This window comes from Paeniglutamicibacter sp. (genome assembly GCF_046714615.1).
Classification (GTDB): Bacteria; Actinomycetota; Actinomycetes; order Actinomycetales; family Micrococcaceae; genus Paeniglutamicibacter.
In genome coordinates this window covers 1-24,699 of sequence record NZ_JBKKAP010000061.1, presented here as the reverse complement: position 1 = coordinate 24,699, position 24,699 = coordinate 1, and the positions used below count along the sequence as shown (strand labels likewise).

The window sequence follows — 24,699 nt, the reverse complement described above, 5'->3', positions numbered from 1 at the left end:
GTGGCGGCACTTTCTGGCGCCGGTGGTATGGAGCTTTTTTCAATCTTGTCTTTTAACGCATTGTTGGCGGTCGTTAACCCGACCGCCAACAATCTTAAGCCATCAATATGTGAGGCAAGTGGTGAAGCAGATTAGCTGTTTTCCTTGGCCTCTGCCGTATCCATGGAACCCTTGGCTTCCAGATCGCGCAGCTGACCCTCGATGTAGGTCTTCAGGCGGGCACGGTAGTCGCGCTCGAAGCCGCGCAGCTGCTCGACCTTGCGCTCCAGAACAGTCTTCTGCTGTTCCAGGGCCGAAAGGGTCTTGCGGCTCTTCTCCTCGGCCTCGGAAACGAGGCTGTTTGCCTCGACCTGGGCCTCGGCGATGATCTTGTCACGCTGTTCAACACCTGCGGAGACGTATTCGTCGTGCAAGCGCTGGGCCATTGCAAGGACGCCGGCGGCAGATTCGGCCGTGGAGGCCGGAGCTGCCGTTGCTGCGGCCGGGGCCGCTGCAACGACCTTGGCCGGCTCGGCTGCCTTGGGAGCTTCGGGAGCCTTGGTCTCGTCCTTCTTGACCTCGGGCGCCTTGGCATCCTTGGGCTTTTCCGCCTCGGCCGGCTTGGCTGCAGGGGCTGCTGCCACAGGGGCTGGTACGGACTGTTCGCCTTCGCTGATGCCGGCTTCCGACAGGCGGCGACGCAGTTCGTCATTCTCCTGCGTCAGACGACGTAGCTCGACAACGATTTCGTCTAGGAAATCGTCAACCTCATCCTGATCGTAGCCTTCACGAAACTTCGTCGGCTGAAATCGCTTGTTGACTACATCTTCTGGCGTGAGAGCCATCTGGTCACCTCGATACTTGGTTCTCTCCTCGAACCGCTGAAGTGCGGCCCGAGTACACTTACCGTTTATTGGTGCGCAACCCGGTGCAGTCGTTGCGCCTAATGTGACAACACTATAACGACTGGGCCGGTAAAGGCTAAAGGAAACGAACTTTCTTTCCAAAAATTCATCGACTTGACCCTTGTCGCACCGTAATTCAGGCCTCTTGCAAGGCCTATCCCTGCGCCGCTGAAACGCCCAAATTGTTGACAACAATCTTGAGCACTATGACGGCGAAGAACAAAATTATGAACGCCAGATCCAATCGGATTCCACCGAGATCCAGCGGTTTTATGCGCGAACGCAACCAGCGCATCGGTGGATCCGTGGTCTTCGCAATCAATGAGACCGCGACCAGGGCCATACCCTTCGGACGCCAGGAGCGCGCAAAGGACTCCGTGACATCGAGCACTATGCGCAGCAACAACATGATTTGCAGTACCGTCAGCACCACGTAAAGTAGCGCGAAAATAAGCTCCACTATGCCTTCGAACCCTTTGACTTAGCTCTGGTTGAAGAAGGTTGCCTGGTCTTCGGACTGTTTCTTGTCCTCACCCAGGACCTCAACCGTGGAAGGCGACAGCAGGAAAACCTTGTTGGTGACCCGCTCGATGCTGCCGTGCAGGGCAAAAGCCAATCCCGCGGAGAAATCAACCAGACGCTTGGCGTCCGCTTCGCCCATGTCCGTGACGTTCATGATGACTGGGATGCCATCACGGAAGTTCTCGCCAATGATTTTCGCGTCATTGTAAGAACGTGGATGAACGGTGGTGATTTGACGCAATGAAGAGTCCTCGTCCCGTGCTGAAGGTGCGCGCTTGATGGGTGTTACCGGAGCCCGGTATTCGTTTTCGATGACAGGGCGGGATGCCACTTGTGCTACCGGAGCAGGCTGTGCGGCAACCGGCTCTTCGCGGACCGGCTCGACGACGCGCACTTCTTCACGCGCTTCAATGTCGTGCTTCTCGGCCTCGAAGTTCTCGTCACCTTCGGCGAGTCCCAGGTAGATCATTGTCTTGCGCAATGCGCCAGCCATGGTCTTCTCCTTTTGATCGTGCGCGGTCGGCGGTCTACCGAACCGCAAATCTCTCCGCTAACTCGACGCTACAGCACCATTTGGCGGTGCCGGAGGACATCGGTGCGATTCGGTCGGTGTGTCGCCCTGTGTCGTTCGGCGCGCCGCGGGTCCCGTTCCGGGATGGTGGACGGTCAGACCCGGCAACCGGGATCGGCGCCGGCCTACGTCTGGCCCGCGGCCTGCCACACCAAGCCGGCCAGCCGGCCGGTGCGCGGGTCGCGGCGGTAGGAAAAGTAGTTGGCGTCCTCCAGGGTGCAGGTCCTGGACTCGGTGACGGATACGCCCAGCTCGTGAAGTTCGGACGCCGCGGCTCGCGGCAAATCGAGTCCCGCGGTGCCCTGGCGGGTGGTGGAACCGACCCCGGGACGCAGCGCTTCTGCCTCCGCGGCCATGTCCGCGGGAACCTCGTAACAGCTTCCGCAAATAGCCGGCCCGATCCAGGCCTCGAAGCTCGCCGCACCGGCCGAACGCATGCGTTGAACCGTTTCGGTCAGGATTCCGTCGAGCAACCCGCGGCGTCCCGCGTGCGCAACAGCGGTGACGGGTCCCTGCGCGGAAGCCCCCACCAGGACGACCGGCACGCAATCGGCGACCATGACGGCCAGCGGTTGCCCCGCGCCCGCCGAAACCAGTCCGTCGCATGTGGGGATGCCGGAATCCTCCGGCGGCCCGTCCACGTCAAGCACCGTGGCCGAGTGGATCTGGTCCATGTAGCTGAACCGCTTCTCCCCCAGCCCCAGGCCGCGTTCCAGATCGCGACGCCGCAGCAGCACGGCGTCGCGATCATCCGGAACGTGGAAAGCAAGGTTTCCTTCGGCCGTGGATGTGAATGCAATGTGCACGCCGGGGGCGAGCACTGATTGGTATCGCAACATGGGGCTTGGAAGGTTCCCTTCTGCCTGTGTTCCCGTTTACTTCAGGAAGTCCGGGACGTCCAGGTCGTCGTTGGTGGCCGAGAGGTCCGGCTCGACGATTGCAGGAAGTTCCTCGAAGCCCTGTTCGGCGGTTGCCACCGCTGAGTGGGCCTCTTCGCGGCGGGGGGCCGCCTGCGGCGAGGCCGGTGCTGCCGCGGGAGCGGCGGGTGCCGCAGCCGGGGCTGCGGGGGCGTTGCGGACAGCAGGCTGCAGGGTCTGCGGCGCGCTGGTGGCATCGACCTGGTCGAAGCCGGCCGCGATGACCGTCACGCGGGCCTCGTCGCCCAGGGCGTCGTCAATGACGGCACCGAAGATGATGTTGGCTTCCGGGTGGGCAACTTCCTGGACGAGGCGTGCAGCCTCGTTGATCTCGAACAGGCCGAGGTCCGAGCCGCCCTGGATGGACAGCAGGACGCCGTGGGCGCCGTCGATGGAGGCCTCGAGCAGCGGCGAGGCGATGGCGAGCTCGGCGGCCTTGACCGCACGATCCTCGCCGCGCGCCGAACCGATGCCCATGAGCGCCGAACCGGCACCCTGCATCACGGACTTGACGTCCGCGAAGTCGAGGTTGATCAGACCCGGGGTGGTGATCAGGTCGGTGATGCCCTGGACGCCCGAGAGCAGTACCTGGTCCGCCTGGCGGAAAGCGTCAAGGACCGAGACGTTGCGGTCGGAGATCGAGAGCAAGCGGTCGTTCGGGATGACGATGAGCGTGTCGACCTCGTCGCGAAGTGCCTCGATGCCGTTGTCGGCGCTGGTGGCGCGGCGGCGGCCTTCGAAGGTGAACGGACGGGTGACCACGCCAATGGTCAGCGCACCGAGCCCACGGGCAATGCGGGCGATAACCGGCGCGCCACCGGTTCCGGTGCCACCGCCTTCACCGGCGGTCACGAAGACCATGTCGGCCCCGCGCAGCACTTCCTCAATTTCCTCCGCGTGGTCCTCGGCTGCCTGGCGTCCCACATCGGGGTTGGCACCGGCACCCAGCCCACGGGTAAGTTCGCGTCCCACATCGAGCTTGACGTCGGCATCGCTCATGAGCAATGCCTGCGCATCCGTGTTGATTGCAATAAATTCGACGCCTCGCAGGCCAACTTCGATCATGCGGTTGACGGCGTTGACGCCACCACCGCCGATGCCGACGACCTTGATGACGGCGAGGTAGTTCTGTGGAGCTGCCACGTCCTGATTCCCTTGTTCGATGTGCTGCTGACCGAGGAAGCTCAACCGGACCAACGTTAACCCTCAACTCGAAGGTTATAGTTATGTCAAGCAACCGCTATGAAAACGCTATGTTTCGTAGTTCGTACATGCAACGACCAAGGCCGCGTGTCGCCCCTAAGTCGTTGATTTTTCTTGTATTTGGGCCCGTGGAGGTCCGTTACCGGGCCACCGGGTGCTGCGGGCTGGAAATGTCGTACACCTTGATGGGTGCCTTCTTGTCCTTCGGGGCCCCCAAAAGGACCTCAAGGACCTGGGTCTTGAGCGCCGAATCCTGGTCGTTGCCCCAAATCACCAGTTGTCCGTCGTTGAGCTTGAGCTCGACAAAGTCCTTGCTGGTGGCCGTCGCGTGATCCACGTTCGCCAATAGCTTATCCGGTAGTTCTGAGAGAACCCGGGTGAGCATCGAAAACACCTTGGGGTCCTTGGTCACTTTCGAGGAACGGATCGTTGGAAGCTTCGGTTTGTCCTTGGCTTTCAGCGAGGCCAGCAGCTGTCCCTCGGGGCCAACCAAGGAGCGTTTCTTCCCCTCCAGCAACACCGCCACCGGGACGAATTCGACGATCTGGACCTGCAGCGTGTTCGGTGCCTCGGCCTGGACGATCGCGTCCTTCACCGCAGGCTGCCCGGCCAGCAGCTCCATGACGCGTCCGGTCCCCACCCGCGAGAGCGGGACGCCGTGAAGCGGCTCGAGGGCCTGCTGGATCGTCTTGTCGCTGACCAGCGAATTGCCCGAGACCGTGACCGACTTGATCGCCAGGATCGGCGAAAACGTCAGCACCAGCACCAGCACGACCACCAGCCCGGCGACCACCGAGCCGCCGATGATCCAGCGCCGCTTGGCGCGCACCCCGGGATCCTGCGGCAGGTCCAGGACATTGTTCGGGCCCTGCCCGTACCCGGCCTTGCCCGCCATCAGCTGCCCAGACGTTTTTCCAGCGCGGCCACGATGGCCCCGGCCTGTTCCGTGACATCCCCGGCACCGATCGTCATGATCACGTCTCCGGGGCTGGCCAGGGCGGCAACGACCTCGGCGGCCCGTGCCATGGACACCAACCCGCCTGCGGTGTTCAGCTCACGGGTCAGCAATTCGCTGGTCACCCCTGGAATCGGGGTTTCCCGTGCCGGGTAGATCTCCAACACGTGCGCGGAATCGGCCAGCGAGAGCGCCGCGGCGAACTCGCGGTGGAATTCCTTGGTGCGGGAAAAGAGGTGCGGCTGGAACAGGACGTGCACCGCCCCGTCGCCGGCGACCGCGCGGGCTGCGCGCAGCGCTGCAGTCACCTCGGTGGGGTGGTGGGCGTAGTCGTCGAAGACCCGCACTCCCCCTGCCTCGCCGCGGAAGTCGAAGCGGCGCGCGGCACCGGTGAAGGCGCCAAGGCCCGCCACCGCGGCCTCGGGCTCCAGTCCGCAATCCAGGCCCACGGCAAAGGCGGCCGCGGCATTGAGCAGGTTGTGGTTTCCCGGTACCGCAAGTTCCAGTTCCGCCGTTTCCCCGCTCCCCCATTCCAGGGTGCAGGCAAAACGCAGTCCGACCGGCTTCGCGTCGCTCAGCCTGCGGTCCGCGTCCTCGGCGAAGCCGTAGGTCTGCACGCGCAGCTGGGGGCGCTCGCGGCGCATCCGCACGGCCAGGGCCAGCGAGCCCGGATCGTCGGCGCAGCAGATCAGCAGGCCGGAATCCGGAAGCAGCGAGGCGAAGTCGTAGAACGCCCGGTGCACGGCCTCGACGCTGCCGTAGTGGTCAAGGTGGTCGGCCTCGACGTTGGTGATCACCGCGACATCGGGGGCGTAGTTCAGGAACGAGGCGTCGGATTCATCGGCCTCGGCCACGAACACCCTGCCTTCCCCGTATTCGGCGTTCACGCCCAGGGAGGCGATGTTCGCACCGATGGCGAAGGTCGGGGAGATCCCGGCCTCGCGCAGCATAAAGGCGATCAGCGAGGTCGTGGTGGTCTTTCCGTGGGTCCCGGCGACGGTGATGACCCGGTGGCCCTCCATGGTGGCGGCAAGCCCCTCGGAGCGGTGCAGGATGCGCAGCCCGCGGGCCACGGCCTCGTCGTATTCCGGGTTGCCGTCCTTGATGATCGAGGAGATGACCACGGTGTCGGCGTCCCCGAGGTTGGAGGCGGCGTAGCCCACGTTGATGCGGGCGCCTGCCTCGCGCAGGTCATCGAGCACCGGAAGGTCCTTGGCGTCGGTTCCCGAGACGTTCAGGCCGCGGGCCAGCATGAGCCTGGCAACCGCCGAGACCCCCACCCCGCCGATGCCCAGCAGGTGGACGTTGCCCAGCGTCGCTAGTGTGTGTTGTTCCTGCATGTCCCTTAGCTTCCCGTGTTGGTGGTCTGTGGAGGTGTTCGAAGGCCAAGCGCTTCGCGGATCATGGAGGCCATGACCGCCGCCGCGTCGGTGCGCCCCTGCGCCTTGGCGGCTGCGCCCATGGCGGTGAGCGCCTGCGGGTCTTTCAGCAGCGGCAGGAGGGTCTTGGCCAGGTAGTCGGTGGTGAAGTCGGCGTCGTCCACCAGCATGGCGCCGCCGGCGGCGACGAGGTCGGCGGCGTTCAGGCGCTGCTCGCCGTTGCCGATGGGCAGCGGGACGAGCACCGAGGGTGTGCCGGCGACAGCTAGTTCGCACACCGTCCCGGCCCCGGAGCGGGCGACCATGAGGTCGGCCGCCGCGTAGGCCTGGTCCATGGAGTCCACGTATTCGACCTGCCGGTAGCCCGGGGCGGCCAGCGGGTTGCCCTCGGCATCGTTCACCGCCTTGTCGCGCCCGGTGATGTGCAACACCTGCACCCCTGCATCGGCCAGGTCCGCCAGGCCCGCGGCGATGGTCGCGTTGATGGAGGCGGCCCCGGAGGAGCCGCCCGTGACCACCAGCGCCGGGGCGCCGTCTGCGAAGCCCAGGGCCCGGCGGGCCGGTTCGCGCTGTGCCGCCCGGTCCATGGTGGCCACGAATCCGCGCATCGGCATGCCGACCACCTTCGCCCCGGGCAGGCCGGTGCCGCTGAAGGCGGCCCCGACTCCTGTCGCGTACCGGGCGCCGACCTTGTTGGCCAGACCGGCGCGGGCGTTGGCCTCGTGGACGAAGATCGGCAGCTTGCGCTTCCTGGCCGCCAGGTACACCGGGGTGCACACGTAGCCGCCGACCCCGAGCACGGCCTGGGCGCCCGTGTCGTCCAGGATCGCCCCGGCGGCCTTGATCGCCGCGTTGAACCTGAAGGGCAGCTTGAGCAGGTCCATCGAGGGGCGGCGTGGCATCGGGACCTTGGCGATGGTGCGCAGCTCGTACCCTGCCTCGGGCACCAGCCTGGTCTCCAGGCCGCTGGCGGTTCCCACCGCGGTGATCTGCGTGTTCGGCTCGGCGGCGCGCAGGGCATCGGCGATGGCAATCATGGGGGTGATGTGTCCGGCCGTTCCGCCGCCGGCGATCACCACGCGTAGTGGCTCAGTCATGGGGATTGGTGTACTACTTTCGAGGGATCGGGGGTTTCAGGCGGTCTACTTGGCCGCACGGCGCTTCGCAAAAAGGGCAGCCAGGCCGCGCGGGGTTCCGGCCGGTTGCAGTCTAACGCGTTGTTCCCGGGCAAAGGACAGTACCACCCCGATGCCCAGGAATGCGGCAAGCAGTGCCGAGCCGCCGGAGGAGATGAAGGGCAGCGGGACGCCGATGACCGGCAGCAGGCCGGTGACCATGCCGATGTTGATGAAGGCCTGGCCAATGACCCAGGCCATGATCCCGCTGATGGCCACGCGCCCGAAGATGGTCCCGGTGCGCACCGCGATGCGGTACATGGCCACCGCCAGCATCCCGTAGAGCACGACCACGAAGATGGTGCCCAGCAGGCCCATTTCCTCGCCGAGGACGGCGAAGATGAAGTCATTCTGGGCCTCGGGGATGTGCGACCACTTCTGCCGCGACTGGCCCAGGCCGACGCCGAACCAACCCCCGGAGGCCAGGGCGAAGAGCCCCTGCTCGGACTGGTAGCAATAGTCCTGGGGGCCGTCGCCGCAGGCAATGTGCAGCCAGGCAAGGATCCGGCCCATGCGGTTGGGGGCAAGCAGCACCATCCCCAAGATCCCGACAATGCCCATCAATGCCGCGATGCCAAAGAGCTTGGCCTTGGCGCCTCCCACGAACATCACCACGGCGAGGATCAACAGCAGGATCAGGGCGGTGCCCAGGTCGCGGCCCAGCAGGACCAGGCCGACGATCAGCAGCCCGAAGGGCGCCAGCAACGGGACAACCGCGTGCTTCCACTGGTCCATCAGCTTGGCCTTGCGCTCGACCACCCAGGCGCCCCACAGGGCCAGGGCGACCTTGGCGAACTCGGAGGGCTGGATCGAGAACGGGCCGATGAAGATCCAGTTCTTGTTGCCGTAGATTTCCTTGCCGATGAACAGCACCAGCAGCAGCAACAGCCCGGCGACCCCCAGGGCAGGCCAGGCCAGCTTCTTCAGGGTCGGCAGGGGGATCAGCTGCATGCCCGCCAGGCACACAACGCCGACCAGCGCCCACAGCGATTGCTTGAAGAAGGCCTCGAAGGCCGATTGGTTACGCGCGATGGCCTCCACCGAGGAGGACGAGAGCACCATGATCAGGCCCATGAACGTCAACGCCAGCGTGGTGCCCAGCACGACGTAGTAGTTGATCTGGGCGCCGCGCAGCGAGGGGTCCTCGATGCGGGTGAACCACTTCGACAGTCCGCGCGGTTCCCGACCCCGGCCGCGCTTGGGGCCCGGGGTGCCGGCCTTGGCGCTCCTGCCCCGTGGGGCGCGGGATGTGCCGCTCACGACTGCTCCTTACCTGGGGTCGTCCCCCATGAGCGCACGGACCGCGTCAATGAAGGCATTGCCGCGTTGTGCGTATGAGGAAAATTGGTCCATTGATGCCGCTGCCGGTGCCATCAGCACGGTGTCCCCGGCCTCGGCGATGTCGGCGGCCGCCTTGACGGCCTGCGCCATCACCGCCCAGCCGGTGGCCGCTCCGTTGGATCCGGCACCGCCCTGCACACCAGTTTCGCGCACGGCAGCCATGATCACCGGCACCTTTGGTGCGTGTCGTTCAAGGGCCTGCAGCAGCCTGGCGGTGTCGGTGCCGATGACCACGACGGCCTTGAGCCGTTTGGCATGGGCCGATACCAATTCGTCGTATTCCACGCCCTTGGAAAGCCCTCCGGCGATCCACACGACCGAGGAAAACGCGCCCAGCGAGGCGCCGGCGGCATGGGGGTTGGTGGCCTTGGAGTCGTTGATCCACAGCACGTCGTCGCGGCGGGCCACGGCCTGGATGCGGTGGTCGCCGGAATCGAAGTTGGCCAGGCCTGCGGCCACGGCCGCGGGTTCAACGCCGTAGGCGCGGGCCAGTGCCGCGGCGGCGGCCGCGTTGGCGGCCGTGTGCCTAGGCACGACCTCGCCGATCTCATCCAGGGCGATGAGTTCGGCGGCGGAGTTCCTGCGGTCCTCGATGAAGGCGCGGTCCACCAGGAGGTTCTCGACGACCCCGACCATGCTCAGCGACGGGACGCCGGTGGTGAAGCCGATGGCGCGGCAGCCCTCGACGACGTCGGCGTTTTCGACCATGGCCTCCACGACGGGCTCGTCGGCGTTGTAGATGGCCGCGACGCGGGTGCGCTCGTAGATCTTGGCCTTGTCGGCCTTGTAGTTCTCAAACCCGCCGTGCCAGTCCACGTGGTCCTCGGCGATGTTCAGCACCACGGAGGCCAGCGGGGAAATACTGTGCGTGAAGTGCAGCTGGAAGGAGGAAAGTTCCACGGCGATCACGTCGAAGCCCTCGGGGTCGCGGATCGCGTCCAGGATGGGGGTGCCGACGTTGCCCGCGGCGATGGCGCGCAGGCCGGCGGCCTTGAGGATCGACTCGGTCATGCCCACCGTGGTGGTCTTGCCGTTGGTGCCGGTGATGACGACCCATTCGGCGAGCTTGCGCCCTTCCTTCTCGCGCACCCGCCAGGCCAGCTCCACGTCTCCCCAGATCTCGATCCCGGCCTCGGCCGCGGCGGCGAGCATCGGCTGGCGCGGGTTCCAGCCCGGCGAGGCAATGACCAGCTGGGGTAGTTCGCCGTCGATCAGCGGCAGCGCGTCGGTGTGCCCGGCGCCCAGGAGCACGTCGGTGGCGCCGACGATCTTCAGGGTGTCGGCCCGCGAGCGGTTGACCTCGGTGTCGGCGCCGTCGATGACGAGAACCTTGGCGCCGAGTTCGATCAGGGTGTCGGCGGCGGAGAAGCCGGACAGGCCCAGGCCCGCCACGACGACCCGCAGGTTCGCCCAGTCGGATTCCCAGCGGACGAGGTTTTCCAGGTTGGCGCGTGTCACAGTGCCACGACCCATTCGGAGTAGAAGATGCCCAGTCCGGCGGCCACGAAGAGCCCGCCGAGGATCCAGAACCTGACCACCACGTTCTCCTCGGCCCAGCCGGAGAGTTCGAAGTGGTGCTGCAGCGGCGCCATCTTGAAGACGCGCTTGCCGCCGGAGAGCTTGAAGAAGCCGACCTGGATGATCACCGAGAGCGCGATGATGACGAAGAGCCCTGCAAGCACCAGCAGCAGGATCTGCGTGCGGGAGAGGATGGCGAAGGCGGCAATGGCGCCGCCGATGGCCAGCGACCCGGTGTCGCCCATGAAGATCTTTGCCGGCTTGGCGTTCCACCACAGGAAGCCGATCAGGGCGCCGCAGAGGATCGCGCCAAGCAGCGCCAGATCCATCGGGTCCCGGACGGTGTAGCAGACGTTGGAGGCCACATTGAGCCCGCAGGCCTGGTTCTGCTGCCAGATCCCGATGATGGTGTAGGCACCGAAGACCATGATGGAAGCACCGGTGGCCAGGCCGTCGAGGCCGTCGGTGAGGTTCACGCCGTTGGTGGTGGCGGTGACGATCAGGTTGCTCCAGAGCACGAAGAGGATCAGCCCGAACACCGGGCCGGCGACGGCCAGGTCGATGTTGGTGTCGCGCAGGAAGGAAATCGCCGTCGAGGCCGGGGTCAGCCCCGCAGCGTTGGGGAAGTTCAGGGCCAGCACGGCGAAGCCGATGCCGACCGCCGCCTGCAGCACGATCTTTTCCCAGGCCCGCAGGCCCAGCGAGCGCTTCTTGGCGATCTTGATGAAGTCGTCCAGGAACCCGACCACGCCCATGCCGGCGAAGAGCAGCAGGACCAGCAGTCCGCTGGCAGTCACCCCCGCGGAGGGCCTGCCCATCAGGGCCAGCAGCCCGTGGGTGATGAAGTAGCTGAGGATGACCGCGGCAATGATGATGACCCCGCCCATGGTGGGGGTGCCCGACTTGGTGGCGTGGGAGGTGGGTCCGTCGTCGCGGACCACCTGGCCGTATTGCCTTCGGGTGAGCATGCGGATAAACAATGGCATGGTGACCATCGTGAAGATCAAGGCAATGCCGGATCCTATGATTAGAGCAATCACTGCGCCGAGCCCTCCTTTGCGGCGGAAGCACCGCTGGTAGTTTCGGCAATTTGGTCACCCAGGTGCCGCAGCCCCGAGCCGTTGGAAGACTTGAAAAGCACGATGTCCCCGGGAAGCAGGTTCTCGTCCAGGATCCGGGCGGCTGCCGTGGCGTCCTCGGCGTAGTACGCCTCGTCGCCCCAGCTGCCCTCGAGCACCGCGGAGTTGTAGGCCAGCTTGGCCCCGCGTCCCACGACGAGCAGTTTCTTGATGTTCATGCGCACCGCGATGCGGCCCAACATGTCGTGTTCGTGGCGCGAATCCTCGCCGAGCTCGAGCATTTCTCCCAGCACGGCCCAGGTGCGCCGGGCATTGCCCTGCGCGTCGGGCAGGCCGAGTTCGGCCAGGGTGCGAAGCGCGGCCCGCATCGAATCCGGGTTGGCGTTGTAGGCGTCGTTGATGATGCTCACCCCGTCGGCCCGTTCGATGCGTTCCATCCGCCAGCGGCTGCTCGGGCCCAGGCCCTGCAGTGTCGCGGCGATCTTCGCCGGTGCCAGGCCCAGGTATTCGGCCACGGCGGCGGCGGCCAGGATGTTGGCCACGTGGTGGCGTCCGATGAGCCCGGAGGTGAGAGGGTGGGCCGAGGAATCGGCTGCCACCAGGGTGAAGACGGGGTGTCCGTTGGCATCGACGTCCAGGTCGCGGGCCCAGACGCCGGGCGCGGTGTTAGCGGCGGTGCGCTGCACGCCGAAGTCCATGACCGGGGCCACGGTGCGGGTGCGCATGGCGGCCACGAGGTTGTCGTCGTTGTTCAGCACCGCAAGCCCGGTTGCGGGAAGGGACTCGACCATCTCGCCCTTGGCCTTGGCGATGTTCTCGATGCCGCCGAATTCCCCGGCGTGGGCCGAGCCGACGCCCAGGACGACCCCGACCTCGGGGTGGACCATGTTGGTGAGGTAGGCGATGTGGCCGATGCCGGTGGCACCCATTTCCACGACCAGGTACTTGGTTTCGGCGGTGGCGCGGAAGACGGTCAGCGGGACGCCGACCTCGCCGTTGTAGGACCCCACCGGTGCGACGGTCGGGCCCAGGTTCGCCAGCAGCGCGGCCAACAGGTCCTTGGTGGTGGTCTTGCCTGCCGAACCGGTTATGCCCACGACCCGCAGCCCGTTGGCTGCCTTGAGGCGGGCGACGATGGCGGCGGCGATCTTTCCCATGGCAAGGACTGCGTCCGGGACGATGATCGCCGGATGCACGGTGCCGTCCTCGGCATGGGTTTCGCGCTCGGCCAAGGCCAGCACGGCCCCCCGGCCCAGGGCAGCATCAACGAAGTGGTGCCCGTCGGAGGACTCCCCCGGCTTGGCTACAAAGAGCCAGCCGGCTTCGCAGCTGCGCGAGTCGGTGTCGACTCCGCGGATAGGTGTGTCGGCGCTAGCCGTTGAGGTGAGTCGCCCGCCGGTGATTTCGGCGATTTCGGCGGAAAGAAGATCAATCATGGCAACTAGGACTTTACCCTTCATCCGTGGGATCGAAGGAATCGGAAGCTGCCGACAGCGGGCTGAAGCCGTGGGCCAGCAATGCCCGGCGCAGTTCCTCGCGGTCGTCGAGTTCCAGGTTCACGCCCATGACCTCCTGGAAGACCTCGTGGCCGCGTCCGGCCACCAGGATCGTGTCCCGTTCCCCCGCCATGGCTACTGCCGCCGCAATTGCCGCGGCACGCGGATGGATCTCGCGGACCTCGGTCTGCAGGCCGTGTGCCTGGATTTCCGCATGCGCCCCGGCGGCCACCGCGGCCCGGATGGGTGCGGGGTCCTCGGAGTGCGGGTCGTCATCAGTGACAATGACCACGTCTGCGTGTCTGGCAGCCACGGCACCCATGATCGGGCGCTTGGTCGCGTCGCGTTCACCGGTCGCCCCGAAGACCACGATCACGCGGGATCCGGGCTCCGCCGAGCGCACCGAGGCCAGGGCCCGGGCCAGCGCGTCGGGGTTGTGGGCGAAGTCGACGATGGACGCCGGGGCCTCGGCGATGACCTGCATGCGGCCGGGCACCTCGACCGTCAGCGGATTGGCCCGGTCCAGGGCCTCCTGCAGCATGGCCGGGTCGACCCCGGATGCCAGGACCATCAGGACCGCCAGGGCCGCGTTGGAGACGTTGAAGTCCCCGGGCAGCCCCGTGGTCGCCTCAAGGACGGTCTCCCCGGGGCCGCGCAGCCGGAAGCTGTGGCCCAGCCCGGCCGGGAGAACGTTGTCGATGACCCAGTCGGCGTCGGCAGCCGCAGGGTCGGTGGACAGGGTCCAGACCTCGGCCGTGGCCTGCGCCGCCATCTTCCGGCCCCAGCTGTCATCGACGGTGACCACGGCGCGGTCGCTGCGTTCAAGGTCAAAGAGCAGGGCCTTGGTCTCGAAATACTCCTGCATCGAGCCATGCAGGTCCAGGTGGTCCTGGGTGAGGTTGGTGAATCCGGAAACGGCAAAACGCAGGCCGTCAACCCGCCGGTAGGACAGGGAGTGGGAGGAAACTTCCATGGTTGCCGCATCGACGCCGAGTTCCCGCATGCGGGCCATCAGGCCATGGAGCTGGGGTGCCTCCGGCGTGGTGAGGATGCTGGGGATCGGCGTATCGCCGGCGGCGATCTCGATGGTTCCCACCAGGCCGGTTTCGCGCCCCAGGGCCCGCAGCACCGAGCGAATCATGTAGCTGGTGGTGGTCTTGCCGTTGGTTCCGGTGAGCCCGAAGAGCTCGGGACATGCCTCGTCGGTTCCGTAGACCAGGGCGGAGAGGTCTCCGACGACCTCGCGCACCTGGTCCACCAGCAGCACGGGCAGGCCGAGGCCCGAGGCGGCGGCCTCGCCTTCGATGTCGGTCAGGATGGCGGCGGCGCCGGCCTGGACGGCGGCCTGGGCAAATTGCGCCCCGTGGAACCGGGCGCCGGGCGCGGCGACATACAGGTCCCCGGGCTGGACAGCGCGCGAGTCCAGGCAGATCCCGGTGACCATCGCCCCGCCGTCTCCGATGATGTTCGCACCACGCCCTGTTTCATGCAGGTATTCGAGCATTGCGGTCAACGTCGTGGTGCTTTTGTCCAATGGACGCAGCAGGGCTTCCGCCGCGCGGGGGGTGAGGGCTTCAGGCATTACCAGGATTTCTTTTGTTCGGATCCGATGAACACGTCGTAGCCGTTGGGCTTCGAATTGCTCGGCGCAACGTTGTAGGCGTTAAGGGTCTTGCTCATGACTTCGCTAAAGGTGTCGCCGACCGACCATGACTTCCAGTCGCCCTTCGGCCGGTACATGGTGACCACGACGGCAATCTGGGGGTCGTCCAGCGGGGCCACGCCGGCAAACGAGTTGGTGTACCCGTCGTATCCGCCGTTGGGGCCGGCCGCCTGGCCGGTGCCCGATTTGCCGCCGACGCGGTAACCTGACACAGCCATCTTAGTGCCGGTGCCCTGCAGGACCACAGTCTCCATCATCCGGAGCATCTCCTTGGAGGTCTTCGCCGAGACCACCCTCTCGCTCTTGGGCGCGGCGGGCTTCACGATGGTGCCGTCGGGGTTGATGAAGGAATCGATCAGCGTCGGGTAGATGCGGACCCCGCCGTTGGCAATCGTCTGGGTAATCTGCGCGGTGTGCAACGCGGTCTGGGTGTAGGCCTGGCCGAACATGGTCGCGTACTGCTGGCGCCGCTCCCAGTCCTGGGGCTCCGCCAGGATGCCCTGGCTGGCCCCGGAAAGACCGATGTCGATGGCCTTTCCCAGGCCGAGCTTTTGCATGTACTTGTAGCGCGTCTCGTTGCTCATCTTGTTGCCGATCATGACCGTGCCGGTGTTGTAGGACCTGGCGAAGATGCCCGCGGCGGTCATGTCATAGGTCGAATGCTTCAACGAGTCGTTGATGGTTTCCTTGTTGATCGTGTAGGCGTTGGGCACCTTGAAGGCATCGGTGGGCTCGATGACGCCTTCCTCGAGTGCCGCAGCAAAGGTCGGCACCTTTCCGGTGGAACCCGGTTCAAAGGCCTGGGTGATCGAGGCCGAGGTGCGGAAGCGCGCCTCGGTGGCGCTGGGATCGTTGGGGTCCATTTGGTTTGAGTCCCCGATGGCAATGATCCGTCCGGTCTTCACCTCGGTGACGACCACTGAGACCCAATCCGCGTTGAACTGCTCCTGCTTCTTCAGGGCCTCTTCCTGGGCGATGAAATTGATGTCGCCGTCGATGGTGAGCTTGATGTCCTGGCCGTCAACCGCCGGCACCTCGGTCATTTCCGCCACGGGGATCCGCACGCCGTCGGCACCGATCTCGTAGGTGCGGGTTCCGGCAGTCCCCTTCAGGCGATCGTTTTGGCTCAGTTCCAGGCCTTCGGCACCGTTGTGGGATTGCTGGTCCTCGGAATTCTTCACGAAACCCAGCAGGGGCCCGGCGACAACCCCGTTGGGGTACTGCCGTTCGCTGCGAAGCTGACCGGTCAGCGTGGGGATGCGAAGTTCCATGACCGCGTTGCGCACTTCGGGGGTCACGCCCTTGGCCACTACCGAGTAGGCGTTTTTCTTGGCCCCGGGATCGCCGACGATTGCGGTGCGCACAGTGTTGACGTCCTGGTCGAGGATTCCGGCCAGCTCCCCCACGGCTTGTTCGATGCTGACCGTTTCACGCGTGGCGCCGCCGGACGGCTTGTTGCGCACAATCGACTTCTCCGCATCGACCTTGCGCTGGTCGATGACCAGGTCATAGCGATCGACGCTGGTTGCCAGGATCGTGCCCCTGGTATCGAGGATCTGTCCGCGCTTGGGCTGGGTTTCCTGGACTCGGGTGCGGTTCTTGACCGCGTCCGCCGCCACGGCCTTGGCGTTGAGCGACTGGACGAAGAACAGGCGTCCGCCAATGAGCAGGAGCAGCACCAAGGCGAATACCACGACCATGCGCAGGCGCGGATGGGTGGTTCCGGCGTTGGTTGGGGATTTCTTGGGCATTCGGTCCTCAGCTCATACCGGGTGGGCGTGGTGGTGCTTGTCGTGGCCCGGGAAGGCCCGGGATCCAAGGTACCCCTATTGTCCCGGGGTCTTCAGGCTCGGCGCGGGAATGGTTCCGCCGTTGAGCTCGGTCTTGGAAAAGCTCGGGCGGGCTCCGTCGGTTGGCTCGGGGGCATCGGCATCGGAAACCGTGGTTTTCGGTGCGTCCCAGTTGTCCGCGGGGGCCTCGGGTGCCACTGCCGCAGTCACCGGTTCGGAGGTTTGGGCCGGGGCCTTCGCCGCGACCGGAGCCTCGGGCTTCACGGGTGCCTTGAGTGCGAGGCCCTTCGAAGCAGCGTCGCTGACCGGCTTCTCGGCGGCGGTTGCGGTTCCGGCGATTTTTCCGGTTTCCAGGTTGATGGCCGCGGGCGCGCCGGGCTTGACCATGCCCAAGTCGGCCGCCTTCTTAGCGACCACCTGGGGTGCACCCAGATACAGGGCTTCCTGGCGCAATGCCTCGTTTTCCTGCGACAGGGTGCGTTCCTGCCCGCGCAGATCAACTGCCGTGTATTGGCCGTTGGCGATGTACACGTTGATCAGCAGCACGGCAACCACCGAGGCAATGACCAGGCCGAAGATCGAGACAATGAACGGGACCCGTCGTTTTGCATCGAGGGCCGGAACCACCGAGAGCGTCGTGCGGCGCCTGGCTGCAGGTTCCTGGGGGCGCGTGGCCGGTATCGGCTGCGGGGCATGGCTGAGCGCATTGGCACCCTGGGTGGCGGGAAGCTCACTTACGCGAGAACGTACGCGGCTGGGTGTCCGGTTGCTCATATTCAGCTCCTCTTCAGGATGCGTTCCACGGCTCGCAGCTTGGCTGAGGCTGCACGTGAGTTTTCTGCGATTTCTTGGTCGGTGGGCTTCTCGGTTCCTCGGGTGAGGACCTTGAATTGCGCCTTGTGTTCTTCCAGCTCGACGGGGAAACCCGCCGGTGCGGAGGATTTGGATCCGGAGGCAAAGTGCCGCTTGGTGATCTTGTCCTCCAGAGAGTGGTAACTCATCACCACAACCCGTCCCCCGACATGCAGGGCATTCATGGCTGCCGGAATGGCCCGCTCCAGCACGTCGAGTTCCTCGTTGACTTCGATTCGAAGCGCCTGGAAGGTTCGCTTGGCAGGATGGCCCCCGGTGCGGGCGGCCGCGGCCGGCACGACCGAGCGGATGGCTGTCACCAGCTCCTCCGTGGTGCTGAAGGGTTTCACCTTGCGGGTCTCGACGATCGCCGAGGCGATGCGTCCGGCGAACTTTTCCTCGCCCCAGGCCCGGATGATGCGCACCAATTCCGCTTCGCTGTATTCGTTCACGATGTCGGCGGCGGTTGGGCCACGCGAGGTGTCCATGCGCATGTCCAGCGGCGCGTCGTAGGAATAGGCGAAGCCGCGCTCTCGTTCGTCCAGCTGCAGGGAAGAGACCCCGAGGTCGAAGAGCACGCCGTCAATCCCGTCAAACCCAAGATCGGCAACAACATCGGCGATCTCGTCGTAGATGGCATGAACAAGGTCCGTGCGATTTGCAAAGGGTTCCAGACGCGCGCCGGCCAAGTCCAAGGCCTGTTCGTCACGGTCAAGCCCGATCAGGTGGATATCCGGGAACCGCTGCAGAAGGGCCTCCGAGTGGCCACCCATGCCCAAGGTGCAATCCACGACCACGGCACGGCCGCGGGCGGCAATGCCGGCTTCAATCCCTGGCTCCAAGAGCCCTACGCATCGATCGAGCAGTACTGGAACATGGCGTTCCGAGGCGGGTCGCTCTGCGGCTCCGTCTAAATTCACCGCTCCCCCTTTCGCGTGGGCGTTGTGCTTCAGGTTTTGGCTGGGATCAGATCCCCCTCCGACCCGCTGCCGCCCAGCCTGACTCCGGGGAAGTGGAGTCAGGATGCGCGTTGTACGGGCGGCTGGAGATCTCATCCAAGCCACTTGCCGGCTTTCAGTCACCGTGTGGTGGCTAGAAACCCGGAAGTACTTCGTCATCCGTTTCGGAGAACACGTTCTCCTGCTGTTCGAGGTAGGAATTCCACGCGGTGGAATCCCAAATCTCGACCCGGTTGCCCGCGCCGATCACTGTGACCTCACGGTCCAGCCCCGCATATGAACGAAGCATTGACGGAATGGTGACCCGTCCCTGCTTGTCCGGCAATTCATCCGAAGCACCTGAGAGAAAAACACGTGCATAGTCCCTGGCTTGGCGTGACGAGATCGGAGCTTGGCTCATTTGCTCATGCTGCTTCTCAAATTCACGCTGGCTAAAGACGTAGATGCAGCGTTCCTGGCCACGAGTCAGAACTAAACCATTGGCTAATTCATCGCGATACTTGGCCGGGAGGATTAATCGCCCCTTCTCGTCCAGGCGCGGTGTATACGTTCCAAGGAACACACAGACCGCCTCCCGGTTGAAAGAAGCAACTTGCTCCATTCCCCTCTATTTCGCTCCACTTTACTCCACAACCCTCCACTGTCAACGACCGATTCGGCATTTTGGCATGAAAATAGAACGAAAACTGTTGATTTTCCGCGGCATTCCGGCGGTGGGGCCAAGTGGAGGGGTTCTTATTCAAATCAAACTCCCAGAAAACTCGGGGTGACGGGCGCCACATTGCCGATTCCGGAAATACCCGGATTCACAAGGAACTTCAGCCCAACAGGGCCGGAGGCGGAGGGAACGGGAAGGTGTATGTGGGGCAAAGTGGAGGAAAACCGGGCGGCGGCTCCGGAGTGAGCGCAAGCGTCCGGAAATAAAATTTGCGCCGATTGGTCATACTCGGCGCGTCGCCGGCTTTCGCGCCCCACACAGCGAGCTGCATCTCTTGTTCCGGGCGGCGCTGTCCCCTCGGCACTCCACGATGGAGCGGCACTCCTGGGTCTGGAATCGCCGGCCATTAAAAAGGCCAAGGCCCCGCGCAAATTGCGGAGCCTTGGCCGAACAGTTGTGGTGGAGCGTCAAAGCTCCGGAGAATTAGTCAACGAGGTCTAGGATGAACCGTGCTCGTCACGCTTGCGCTGTTCCCACTTGTTTTCGAGATCACTCATGAATCCGGGCTTCTGGGGATTTTTCGTGGCGCCCGGGGCGCCGTTCTTCTTGGTGCCGCCCTTGCGCGAGAGAGCCAGGTATACGCCGCCAAACATGACGATGAAGCCCAGAACGCCAACGATGATCAGTTGGCTCGAAACGCCATAGATCAGCACACCAAGCCCAACGATGCCGATCAACGCACCCAATGCTAGGTTGCGCGTTGAATAGTTCCCCGCCGTCGACGCAGATTTCATCGTCGAGGCGAAGCGGTGATCCTCATGAAGCTGCTTTTCCAGCTGCTCCAGAAGACGTTGCTCATGCTCGGAAAGTGGCATCGTCTCTTCCCTTTCACTTCACGGTCCCGGCTCTCGCCTTTACCTACTTGAACGTTGAACGCCTTGGCAATGTTCCCGGCCGATGCGACTGGCTTACATCCACTTCCAGAATAGTCCCGAAACTCGCTAATGAGGTAGTCAGGATTCAACTCTGAGTGGACTCTTCGCGAATGTGTCAAGATGTTCGCTCAGATTTTTTCTCATTTTGCCCATGGTCAAGCAAGGATGCCGGGCGAAGTGCCCCCGCGGGGAACCGGGACCGGATCAAATCCATGGTTGCCTCGGCCTGCCGCCAGTTGTCATCGCGCGGGTCAATGCTCAATTGCATCCCGCCCCCGGCATTGCCCAGCTTCTCCGCACGGATCCCCACCAGTCGCACCGCTTGGGGTCGGTTGCCGAGCTTTTCCAGCAGGCCCTCTGCAGCTGCCACGAGGTCCCCGGCGGCGTTGCTGGGCACAGGAAGCGTACGGCTGCGGGAGAGCGTGGAGAAGTCGCTGTAGCGCAGTTTCAGTGCCACCACCCCGGCCACCTTCTCGGCATCGCGCAGTCGAGCGGCCACGCGATGCCCGAGATGCAGTATCTCGCGGCGCAATACCGCTTCATCCCACAGATCTATGGCGAAGGTTTCCTCCGCCCCGATGCTTTTTTCCTCGCGTTCGGTCTCCACCGAGCGGTCGTCGAGTCCCCAGGCCAGGTTGTGAAGGTGGACTCCGGTGGCTCCCAGCCTCCTGCTGAGTGTGTCCTGCGGAGTCTGTGCCAATTGGGCAACGGTGGTGATGCCCATTTCGCGCAGCACGGCGGCGGTCTTGGCGCCCACTCCCCACAAGGCCCCCACGGGAAGGGTATGCAAATAGGACAGGGTCTGGTCGGGCCGGATCACCAACATGCCGTCGGGCTTTGCGCCCGTGGAGGCGACCTTGGCTACGAACTTCGAGGCGGCAAGGCCAACACTCGCGGGCAGTCCCAGCTCATTGCGCAGCCGTCCACGGATCATTTGGCCGATTGCCTCGGGTGGGCCAAGGCGCCGGATGCTGCCTGTCACATCGAGAAAGGCCTCGTCGACGCTCAATTGCTCCACCAACGGGGTGATTTGGTGGAAGATCTCCATGATCCGCACGGAATACGACGAATACAGCGAATGGGTCGGCTTGATGACGACGGCGTGCGGTGCCATCCTCATGGCCACTGACATCGGCATGGCCGATTTGACGCCCAGGGCCCGGCATTCATAGGACGCCGAAAGCACGACGGACCGCTCCCCCGGAAACCCGACAATCACCTGCCGCCCCACCAGCTCGGGCCGGGTCAACAGCTCCACCGACACGAAAAAGGCATCCATGTCGACATGCAGTATTGCGCGCGCCTTGCCCTGAACCATGGATGAAGTCTAGCCAACGGGTCTGACAATCCGATGTGCGGCGGCGGCCCGGCTAGAGTTAAGGGGACACCACGCTGCGCGAACTATGGATGGGAATCATGACACTTTATGCTGCGGACACCTCCGACCCCGAACAGGCACGGGAACTTTCCGCAGGCTTCTCGGAACGGCTCGAGACGTCGCTCTCGACCTTCCTTGCAGAACAACATGAAGTTATCTCCGACATTGCCCCGGCGGCCGCGGAAATCGTCACCGCCATCGATGACCTGACGCGCGGCGGAAAGCGCCTGCGTCCGCTCTTTGCCTTCTGGGGATACCTGGGGGCGGGCGGCGACGCCCAGGCCGCCGACATCGTGCAGGCCGGGGCGGCCATCGAGCTGTTCCAGGCCGCCGCGTTGATCCACGACGACCTCATTGACCGCTCTGACACGCGCCGGGGCCAGCCCAGCATGCACCGACGCTTCGAGTCCATGCACCGCGCCTCGGGGTGGCACCGCGATGCTTCGCGCTTCGGCGAGGCCGCCTCGATCCTGGCCGGGGACCTGTGCCTGTCGCTCAGCGAGCAGCTGTTCGCCACCATCAGCCCCGTGGTTCCCGAGGCACGGACGATCTTTGACCGCATGCGTGCCCAGGTGATGGCGGGACAATACCTTGATGTCCTGGAGGAATCCGCCGGCCCCTCCTACGGGCCCGCCGAAGCCGTCAAGCGGGCGCGGACCATCGTGCGGTACAAGTCCGCGAAGTACTCCGTGGAGAACCCGACGCTGCTTGGCGGCGCGTTGGCCGGCGCCCCCGCGGATCTCTTGGAGCAGTACTCCCGGTTTGCGCTGCCCCTGGGCGAAGCCTTCCAGCTGCGCGACGATGTCCTGGGCGTCTTCGGCGATCCGGCGATCACCGGCAAGCCCGCGGGTGATGACCTGCGCGAGGGCAAGCGCACCGAGATCATTGCCCACGCGCTGACCTTGGCCTCGGAAGTGGACCAGGCGTTCATCCAGTCGCGGCTGGGGGCAGACGACCTGCAGGACGACGAGGTCATGCGCATGAGCGCCCTCCTGGATTCCTGCGGGGCGCTGGCCGCCACCGAGGCGTCGATTGCCGAGCTTTCAGAGCAGGGACTTTCCGCACTGGAGGTCCTCACCGTCACGCCCCTGGCACGCCACGGACTTCGGACCCTGGGCCTGGCGGCTATTCGCCGCACCTCCTAGCGGGTCCCGAAAAACAAAATGCGATGGTCCCCTCCCGGTTTCTCGGGAGGGGACCATCGCATTTGGGGTGCGGTGTCGGCGGCTTGGCCAAACACCAAAAATTACGTTGCTGGCTACCAGCTCAGCGACTGGGCGCGGCGACGGATCTCCGTCTTGCGTCCGGCGCGCAGGGCATCCATGGGGGTCCCATTCAGGGATTCGTCCGGGGTGAAGAGCCACACGAGCAGCTCATCGTCTTCGTAACCCGAATCCTTGAGCACCGAGATCGTGCCCTTGAGGCTGTCGACGATCGCCCCGTCAAGCAGGAAGGCGGCGGGCACGCTGCGGATGTTTCGTGCCCCCACGCGCACGGCAATGATTGCCCGCTCATCGATCAGGCTATGGACTCTTTTGATGGAGACGTTCAGCGCTTCGGCCAGATCGGGCAGGGGCAGCCATTCGGCCACAAGATTCTCAAGATTGCTCACCCTTCCAGCGTGCCACATTTGCGGGTCATTCTGGAGCCAAATGAATGATTTCGTGGTGGGATCTTTCACAATCTTCACTCCGTGGTGTAAATTCACAATAGTCACAACCGCAACATGAGTCACAAGACCCACATGGGCCACACCCGTGTGCGTTCAATTGCGACCGAACGATTCGTCCTTGCCCCAACCCAAAGGATCGCTCCATGTCCCTTGCACATAACAATCGCGTCAGAGCCATTGGCAGTGCCGTCGCCACGGCAGCAATCCCGGCGGTAGTCCTTGGTTCCCTAGCAATCCCGGCCGAGGCGGCACCGCTGCCCACCCGTGATGCCCTACAGCCGAAGGTCGCGACACCGGCGATGGTGAAGGCGGCCGAGGCACGGATCAGCGCTCATTTGGTCGCATCACACGTTCCGGGCTCCATCGTTCCCCTGGCCAAGAAGGGTGGAACCGCCACGGTCAAGAAAAACGACACCCTTTCGCACATTTCCGCCCGTACCGGCGTCTCGGTGGGCGACCTGAAGAAGTTCAACAAGCTCTCCTCCGACCTGATCAAGCCCGGACAGGTGCTGCGCCTCGGCGGCAACTCCTCGACCCAGGCATCCCCCAAGGCCTCGTCGGGCAACGATGGCTCCTCGGCCAAGGCACAGACCTACAAGGTCGTCCAGGGCGATGTCATGGGCTCGATTGCCAAGAAGCTGGGCGTTTCCCTGGCAGCCGTGCGCACCGCCGCGGGCAACCCGTCCGGCGACACCATTTACGTCAACCAGACGCTCCGCTTCGGCTCCGCCGGCGCGGCAAAGTCCTCCCCGTCCTCCAACTCCGGCGGCTCGCAGGGCACCTACACGGTCAAGTCCGGCGACAGCCCCTCGATGATCGCCATCCGGCACAACATGTCGGTTTCCGCCTTCATGAAGCTGAACAACTTGTCAAACGGCGACATCATCCGTCCCGGCGAGAAGTTGAAGATCAGCGGCTCGTCTTCTTCCTCGTCGTCCAAGTCCGCGGCCCCGTCCGCACCCAAGGCCCAGTCCGGCGGCTCCAGCTACAAGGTGGTGTCCGGCGACACGCTCGGACACATCGCCATGAAGACCGGGACCCCGCTGAACACCATCCTGCGCCTGAACCCGGGCCTGACCTACTCGACCGTGCTGAAGATCGGCCGGACGCTGAAGGTCAACGGCGGCGGATCCGCTGCCCCGCAGTCCTCCGACGTCAACCCCACCAGCTCCAAGCCGTTGGTGGGCAACTCCTTCCTGGGCCGCACCTACAAGTCGGACGTGGTGGGTTCGGCGAACGACAACAAGCGCGAACTGCTCTCCCGGAACCTGCCCTCCCGTGCCGCCATGCAGTCGATGGTGGCAAGCACGGCCCGCCAGATGGGTGTCGACCCGTCGCTGGCGATGGCCCACGCCTTCCAGGAATCCGGTTTCAACATGAGCGCCGTCTCCCCGGCAAACGCCGTGGGCGTCATGCAGGTCATCCCGTCGGCCGGCGAATGGGCCGAGGGACTGGTCGGGCGCCAGCTCGACCTGCTCGACCCGCAGGACAACGTCACCGCAGGCGTGGCCATCATCCGCTCGCACCAGGGCAGCGCGCCTTCGGTTGAGCTGGGCATCGCCTACTACTACCAGGGTGCCACCGGCGTGAAGCGCAACGGCATGTACGCCGACACCAAGCAGTACGTGGCCAGCATCATGGCCCACCGGAGCAAGTTCAACTAGCCCTTCCGGTCACCTAGAAGGGGTGGGGGGGGGGGGGGGGGGGGGGGGGCGGCCCCCCCAGGGATAATATTTTAGGAGGAGGGAAGGG

Annotated in this window: 22 protein-coding genes; 2 read left to right on the top strand and 20 right to left on the bottom strand. The window is 64.8% G+C overall.

The annotated features are described in order from the left end of the window. Window positions 1-131: 131 nt before the first annotated feature. From ACLQ7E_RS06970 to dinB, 19 genes are all read right to left on the bottom strand, one after another. Complete coding sequence (locus ACLQ7E_RS06970) at window positions 132-824, bottom strand: DivIVA domain-containing protein (RefSeq protein WP_411731846.1); 693 nt, start codon at window positions 822-824, stop codon at window positions 132-134. Window positions 825-1,038: 214 nt separating this feature from the next. Then, entirely contained in the window at window positions 1,039-1,344 is a 306-nt protein-coding gene (locus ACLQ7E_RS06965; protein ID WP_411731845.1) for a YggT family protein, read from the bottom strand. 21 nt (window positions 1,345-1,365) lie between these two features. Next, window positions 1,366-1,899, bottom strand: a complete 534-nt coding sequence (locus tag ACLQ7E_RS06960; protein ID WP_411731844.1) for a cell division protein SepF — start codon at window positions 1,897-1,899, stop codon at window positions 1,366-1,368. Window positions 1,900-2,102: 203 nt separating this feature from the next. Beyond that, window positions 2,103-2,816 (bottom strand): polyphenol oxidase family protein, encoded by a 714-nt coding sequence (locus ACLQ7E_RS06955; protein ID WP_411731843.1) that lies wholly within the window; start codon window positions 2,814-2,816, stop codon window positions 2,103-2,105. A 36-nt stretch (window positions 2,817-2,852) separates the two neighbouring features. Continuing rightward, window positions 2,853-4,037, bottom strand: a complete 1,185-nt coding sequence (ftsZ, locus tag ACLQ7E_RS06950; protein WP_411731842.1) for a cell division protein FtsZ — start codon at window positions 4,035-4,037, stop codon at window positions 2,853-2,855. 199 nt (window positions 4,038-4,236) lie between these two features. Then, on the bottom strand, window positions 4,237-4,992 hold the full coding sequence (locus ACLQ7E_RS06945; RefSeq protein WP_411731841.1) for a cell division protein FtsQ/DivIB: 756 nt from the start codon (window positions 4,990-4,992) through the stop codon (window positions 4,237-4,239). Continuing rightward, window positions 4,992-6,392, bottom strand: a complete 1,401-nt coding sequence (gene murC / locus ACLQ7E_RS06940) for a UDP-N-acetylmuramate--L-alanine ligase (protein ID WP_411731840.1) — start codon at window positions 6,390-6,392, stop codon at window positions 4,992-4,994. Before murC ends, ACLQ7E_RS06945 begins: the two co-directional genes overlap by 1 nt. A 5-nt stretch (window positions 6,393-6,397) precedes the next feature. After that, on the bottom strand, window positions 6,398-7,528 hold the full coding sequence (gene murG, locus ACLQ7E_RS06935) for an undecaprenyldiphospho-muramoylpentapeptide beta-N-acetylglucosaminyltransferase (RefSeq protein ID WP_411731839.1): 1,131 nt from the start codon (window positions 7,526-7,528) through the stop codon (window positions 6,398-6,400). Window positions 7,529-7,573: 45 nt separating this feature from the next. Next, window positions 7,574-8,866: a putative lipid II flippase FtsW gene (gene ftsW, locus ACLQ7E_RS06930; protein WP_411731838.1), complete on the bottom strand. Its 1,293-nt coding sequence runs from the start codon at window positions 8,864-8,866 to the stop codon at window positions 7,574-7,576. A gap of 9 nt (window positions 8,867-8,875) precedes the next feature. Further along, window positions 8,876-10,420, bottom strand: coding sequence for a UDP-N-acetylmuramoyl-L-alanine--D-glutamate ligase (gene murD / locus ACLQ7E_RS06925; protein ID WP_411731837.1), 1,545 nt, complete (start codon window positions 10,418-10,420; stop codon window positions 8,876-8,878). Then, entirely contained in the window at window positions 10,402-11,505 is a 1,104-nt protein-coding gene (mraY, locus tag ACLQ7E_RS06920) for a phospho-N-acetylmuramoyl-pentapeptide-transferase (protein WP_411731836.1), read from the bottom strand. The genes murD and mraY overlap by 19 nt, the downstream gene beginning before the upstream one ends. Then, window positions 11,502-12,980 carry a UDP-N-acetylmuramoyl-tripeptide--D-alanyl-D-alanine ligase gene (locus tag ACLQ7E_RS06915; protein WP_411731835.1) on the bottom strand — a complete coding sequence of 493 codons (1,479 nt, stop codon included), beginning with the start codon at window positions 12,978-12,980 and terminating at the stop codon, window positions 11,502-11,504. Before ACLQ7E_RS06915 ends, mraY begins: the two co-directional genes overlap by 4 nt. Before the next feature lie 13 nt (window positions 12,981-12,993). Further along, on the bottom strand, window positions 12,994-14,622 hold the full coding sequence (locus tag ACLQ7E_RS06910; protein WP_411731834.1) for a UDP-N-acetylmuramoyl-L-alanyl-D-glutamate--2,6-diaminopimelate ligase: 1,629 nt from the start codon (window positions 14,620-14,622) through the stop codon (window positions 12,994-12,996). Continuing rightward, window positions 14,622-16,454, bottom strand: a complete 1,833-nt coding sequence (locus tag ACLQ7E_RS06905; protein WP_411731833.1) for a peptidoglycan D,D-transpeptidase FtsI family protein — start codon at window positions 16,452-16,454, stop codon at window positions 14,622-14,624. Before ACLQ7E_RS06905 ends, ACLQ7E_RS06910 begins: the two co-directional genes overlap by 1 nt. Before the next feature lie 75 nt (window positions 16,455-16,529). Continuing rightward, entirely contained in the window at window positions 16,530-17,267 is a 738-nt protein-coding gene (locus tag ACLQ7E_RS06900) for a hypothetical protein (RefSeq protein WP_411731832.1), read from the bottom strand. Window positions 17,268-17,269: 2 nt separating this feature from the next. Beyond that, window positions 17,270-18,265 (bottom strand): 16S rRNA (cytosine(1402)-N(4))-methyltransferase RsmH, encoded by a 996-nt coding sequence (gene rsmH / locus ACLQ7E_RS06895; RefSeq protein ID WP_411731831.1) that lies wholly within the window; start codon window positions 18,263-18,265, stop codon window positions 17,270-17,272. Window positions 18,266-18,437: 172 nt separating this feature from the next. After that, entirely contained in the window at window positions 18,438-18,866 is a 429-nt protein-coding gene (gene mraZ, locus ACLQ7E_RS06890; RefSeq protein WP_411731847.1) for a division/cell wall cluster transcriptional repressor MraZ, read from the bottom strand. Window positions 18,867-19,459: 593 nt separating this feature from the next. Beyond that, on the bottom strand, window positions 19,460-19,837 hold the full coding sequence (locus tag ACLQ7E_RS06885; RefSeq protein WP_411731830.1) for a DUF3040 domain-containing protein: 378 nt from the start codon (window positions 19,835-19,837) through the stop codon (window positions 19,460-19,462). Window positions 19,838-20,012: 175 nt separating this feature from the next. Continuing rightward, window positions 20,013-21,215 (bottom strand): DNA polymerase IV, encoded by a 1,203-nt coding sequence (gene dinB / locus ACLQ7E_RS06880; protein WP_411731829.1) that lies wholly within the window; start codon window positions 21,213-21,215, stop codon window positions 20,013-20,015. Window positions 21,216-21,313: 98 nt separating this feature from the next. On the opposite strand from dinB, the gene ACLQ7E_RS06875 reads away from it, so the two are divergent. Next, window positions 21,314-22,420, top strand: a complete 1,107-nt coding sequence (locus ACLQ7E_RS06875; protein ID WP_411731828.1) for a polyprenyl synthetase family protein — start codon at window positions 21,314-21,316, stop codon at window positions 22,418-22,420. 113 nt (window positions 22,421-22,533) lie between these two features. On the opposite strand, the gene ACLQ7E_RS06870 is transcribed toward ACLQ7E_RS06875, so the two are convergent. Continuing rightward, window positions 22,534-22,887, bottom strand: coding sequence for an Rv2175c family DNA-binding protein (locus ACLQ7E_RS06870; RefSeq protein ID WP_411731827.1), 354 nt, complete (start codon window positions 22,885-22,887; stop codon window positions 22,534-22,536). 203 nt (window positions 22,888-23,090) lie between these two features. Between ACLQ7E_RS06870 and ACLQ7E_RS06865 the strand changes: the two genes are divergently transcribed. Continuing rightward, a complete protein-coding gene (locus ACLQ7E_RS06865) occupies window positions 23,091-24,611 on the top strand; it encodes a LysM peptidoglycan-binding domain-containing protein (RefSeq protein ID WP_411731826.1) in 1,521 nt (506 codons plus the stop codon). Window positions 24,612-24,699: the final 88 nt, after the last annotated feature.

Coding starts and splice junctions, on each gene's coding strand:
- ACLQ7E_RS06865 (WP_411731826.1), top strand. CDS start 23,091: ATGTCCCTTGCACATAACAATCGCGTCAGAGCCATTGGCAGTGCCGTC.
- murC (WP_411731840.1), bottom strand. CDS start 6,392: ATGCAGGAACAACACACACTAGCGACGCTGGGCAACGTCCACCTGCTG.
- murG (WP_411731839.1), bottom strand. CDS start 7,528: ATGACTGAGCCACTACGCGTGGTGATCGCCGGCGGCGGAACGGCCGGA.
- murD (WP_411731837.1), bottom strand. CDS start 10,420: ATGGGTCGTGGCACTGTGACACGCGCCAACCTGGAAAACCTCGTCCGC.
- ACLQ7E_RS06945 (WP_411731841.1), bottom strand. CDS start 4,992: ATGGCGGGCAAGGCCGGGTACGGGCAGGGCCCGAACAATGTCCTGGAC.
- ACLQ7E_RS06970 (WP_411731846.1), bottom strand. CDS start 824: ATGGCTCTCACGCCAGAAGATGTAGTCAACAAGCGATTTCAGCCGACG.
- ACLQ7E_RS06955 (WP_411731843.1), bottom strand. CDS start 2,816: ATGTTGCGATACCAATCAGTGCTCGCCCCCGGCGTGCACATTGCATTC.
- ACLQ7E_RS06885 (WP_411731830.1), bottom strand. CDS start 19,837: ATGCCACTTTCCGAGCATGAGCAACGTCTTCTGGAGCAGCTGGAAAAG.
- ACLQ7E_RS06910 (WP_411731834.1), bottom strand. CDS start 14,622: ATGCCTGAAGCCCTCACCCCCCGCGCGGCGGAAGCCCTGCTGCGTCCA.
- dinB (WP_411731829.1), bottom strand. CDS start 21,215: ATGGTTCAGGGCAAGGCGCGCGCAATACTGCATGTCGACATGGATGCC.
- ACLQ7E_RS06960 (WP_411731844.1), bottom strand. CDS start 1,899: ATGGCTGGCGCATTGCGCAAGACAATGATCTACCTGGGACTCGCCGAA.
- ACLQ7E_RS06905 (WP_411731833.1), bottom strand. CDS start 16,454: ATGCCCAAGAAATCCCCAACCAACGCCGGAACCACCCATCCGCGCCTG.
- ACLQ7E_RS06915 (WP_411731835.1), bottom strand. CDS start 12,980: ATGATTGATCTTCTTTCCGCCGAAATCGCCGAAATCACCGGCGGGCGA.
- ACLQ7E_RS06875 (WP_411731828.1), top strand. CDS start 21,314: ATGACACTTTATGCTGCGGACACCTCCGACCCCGAACAGGCACGGGAA.
- ACLQ7E_RS06900 (WP_411731832.1), bottom strand. CDS start 17,267: ATGAGCAACCGGACACCCAGCCGCGTACGTTCTCGCGTAAGTGAGCTT.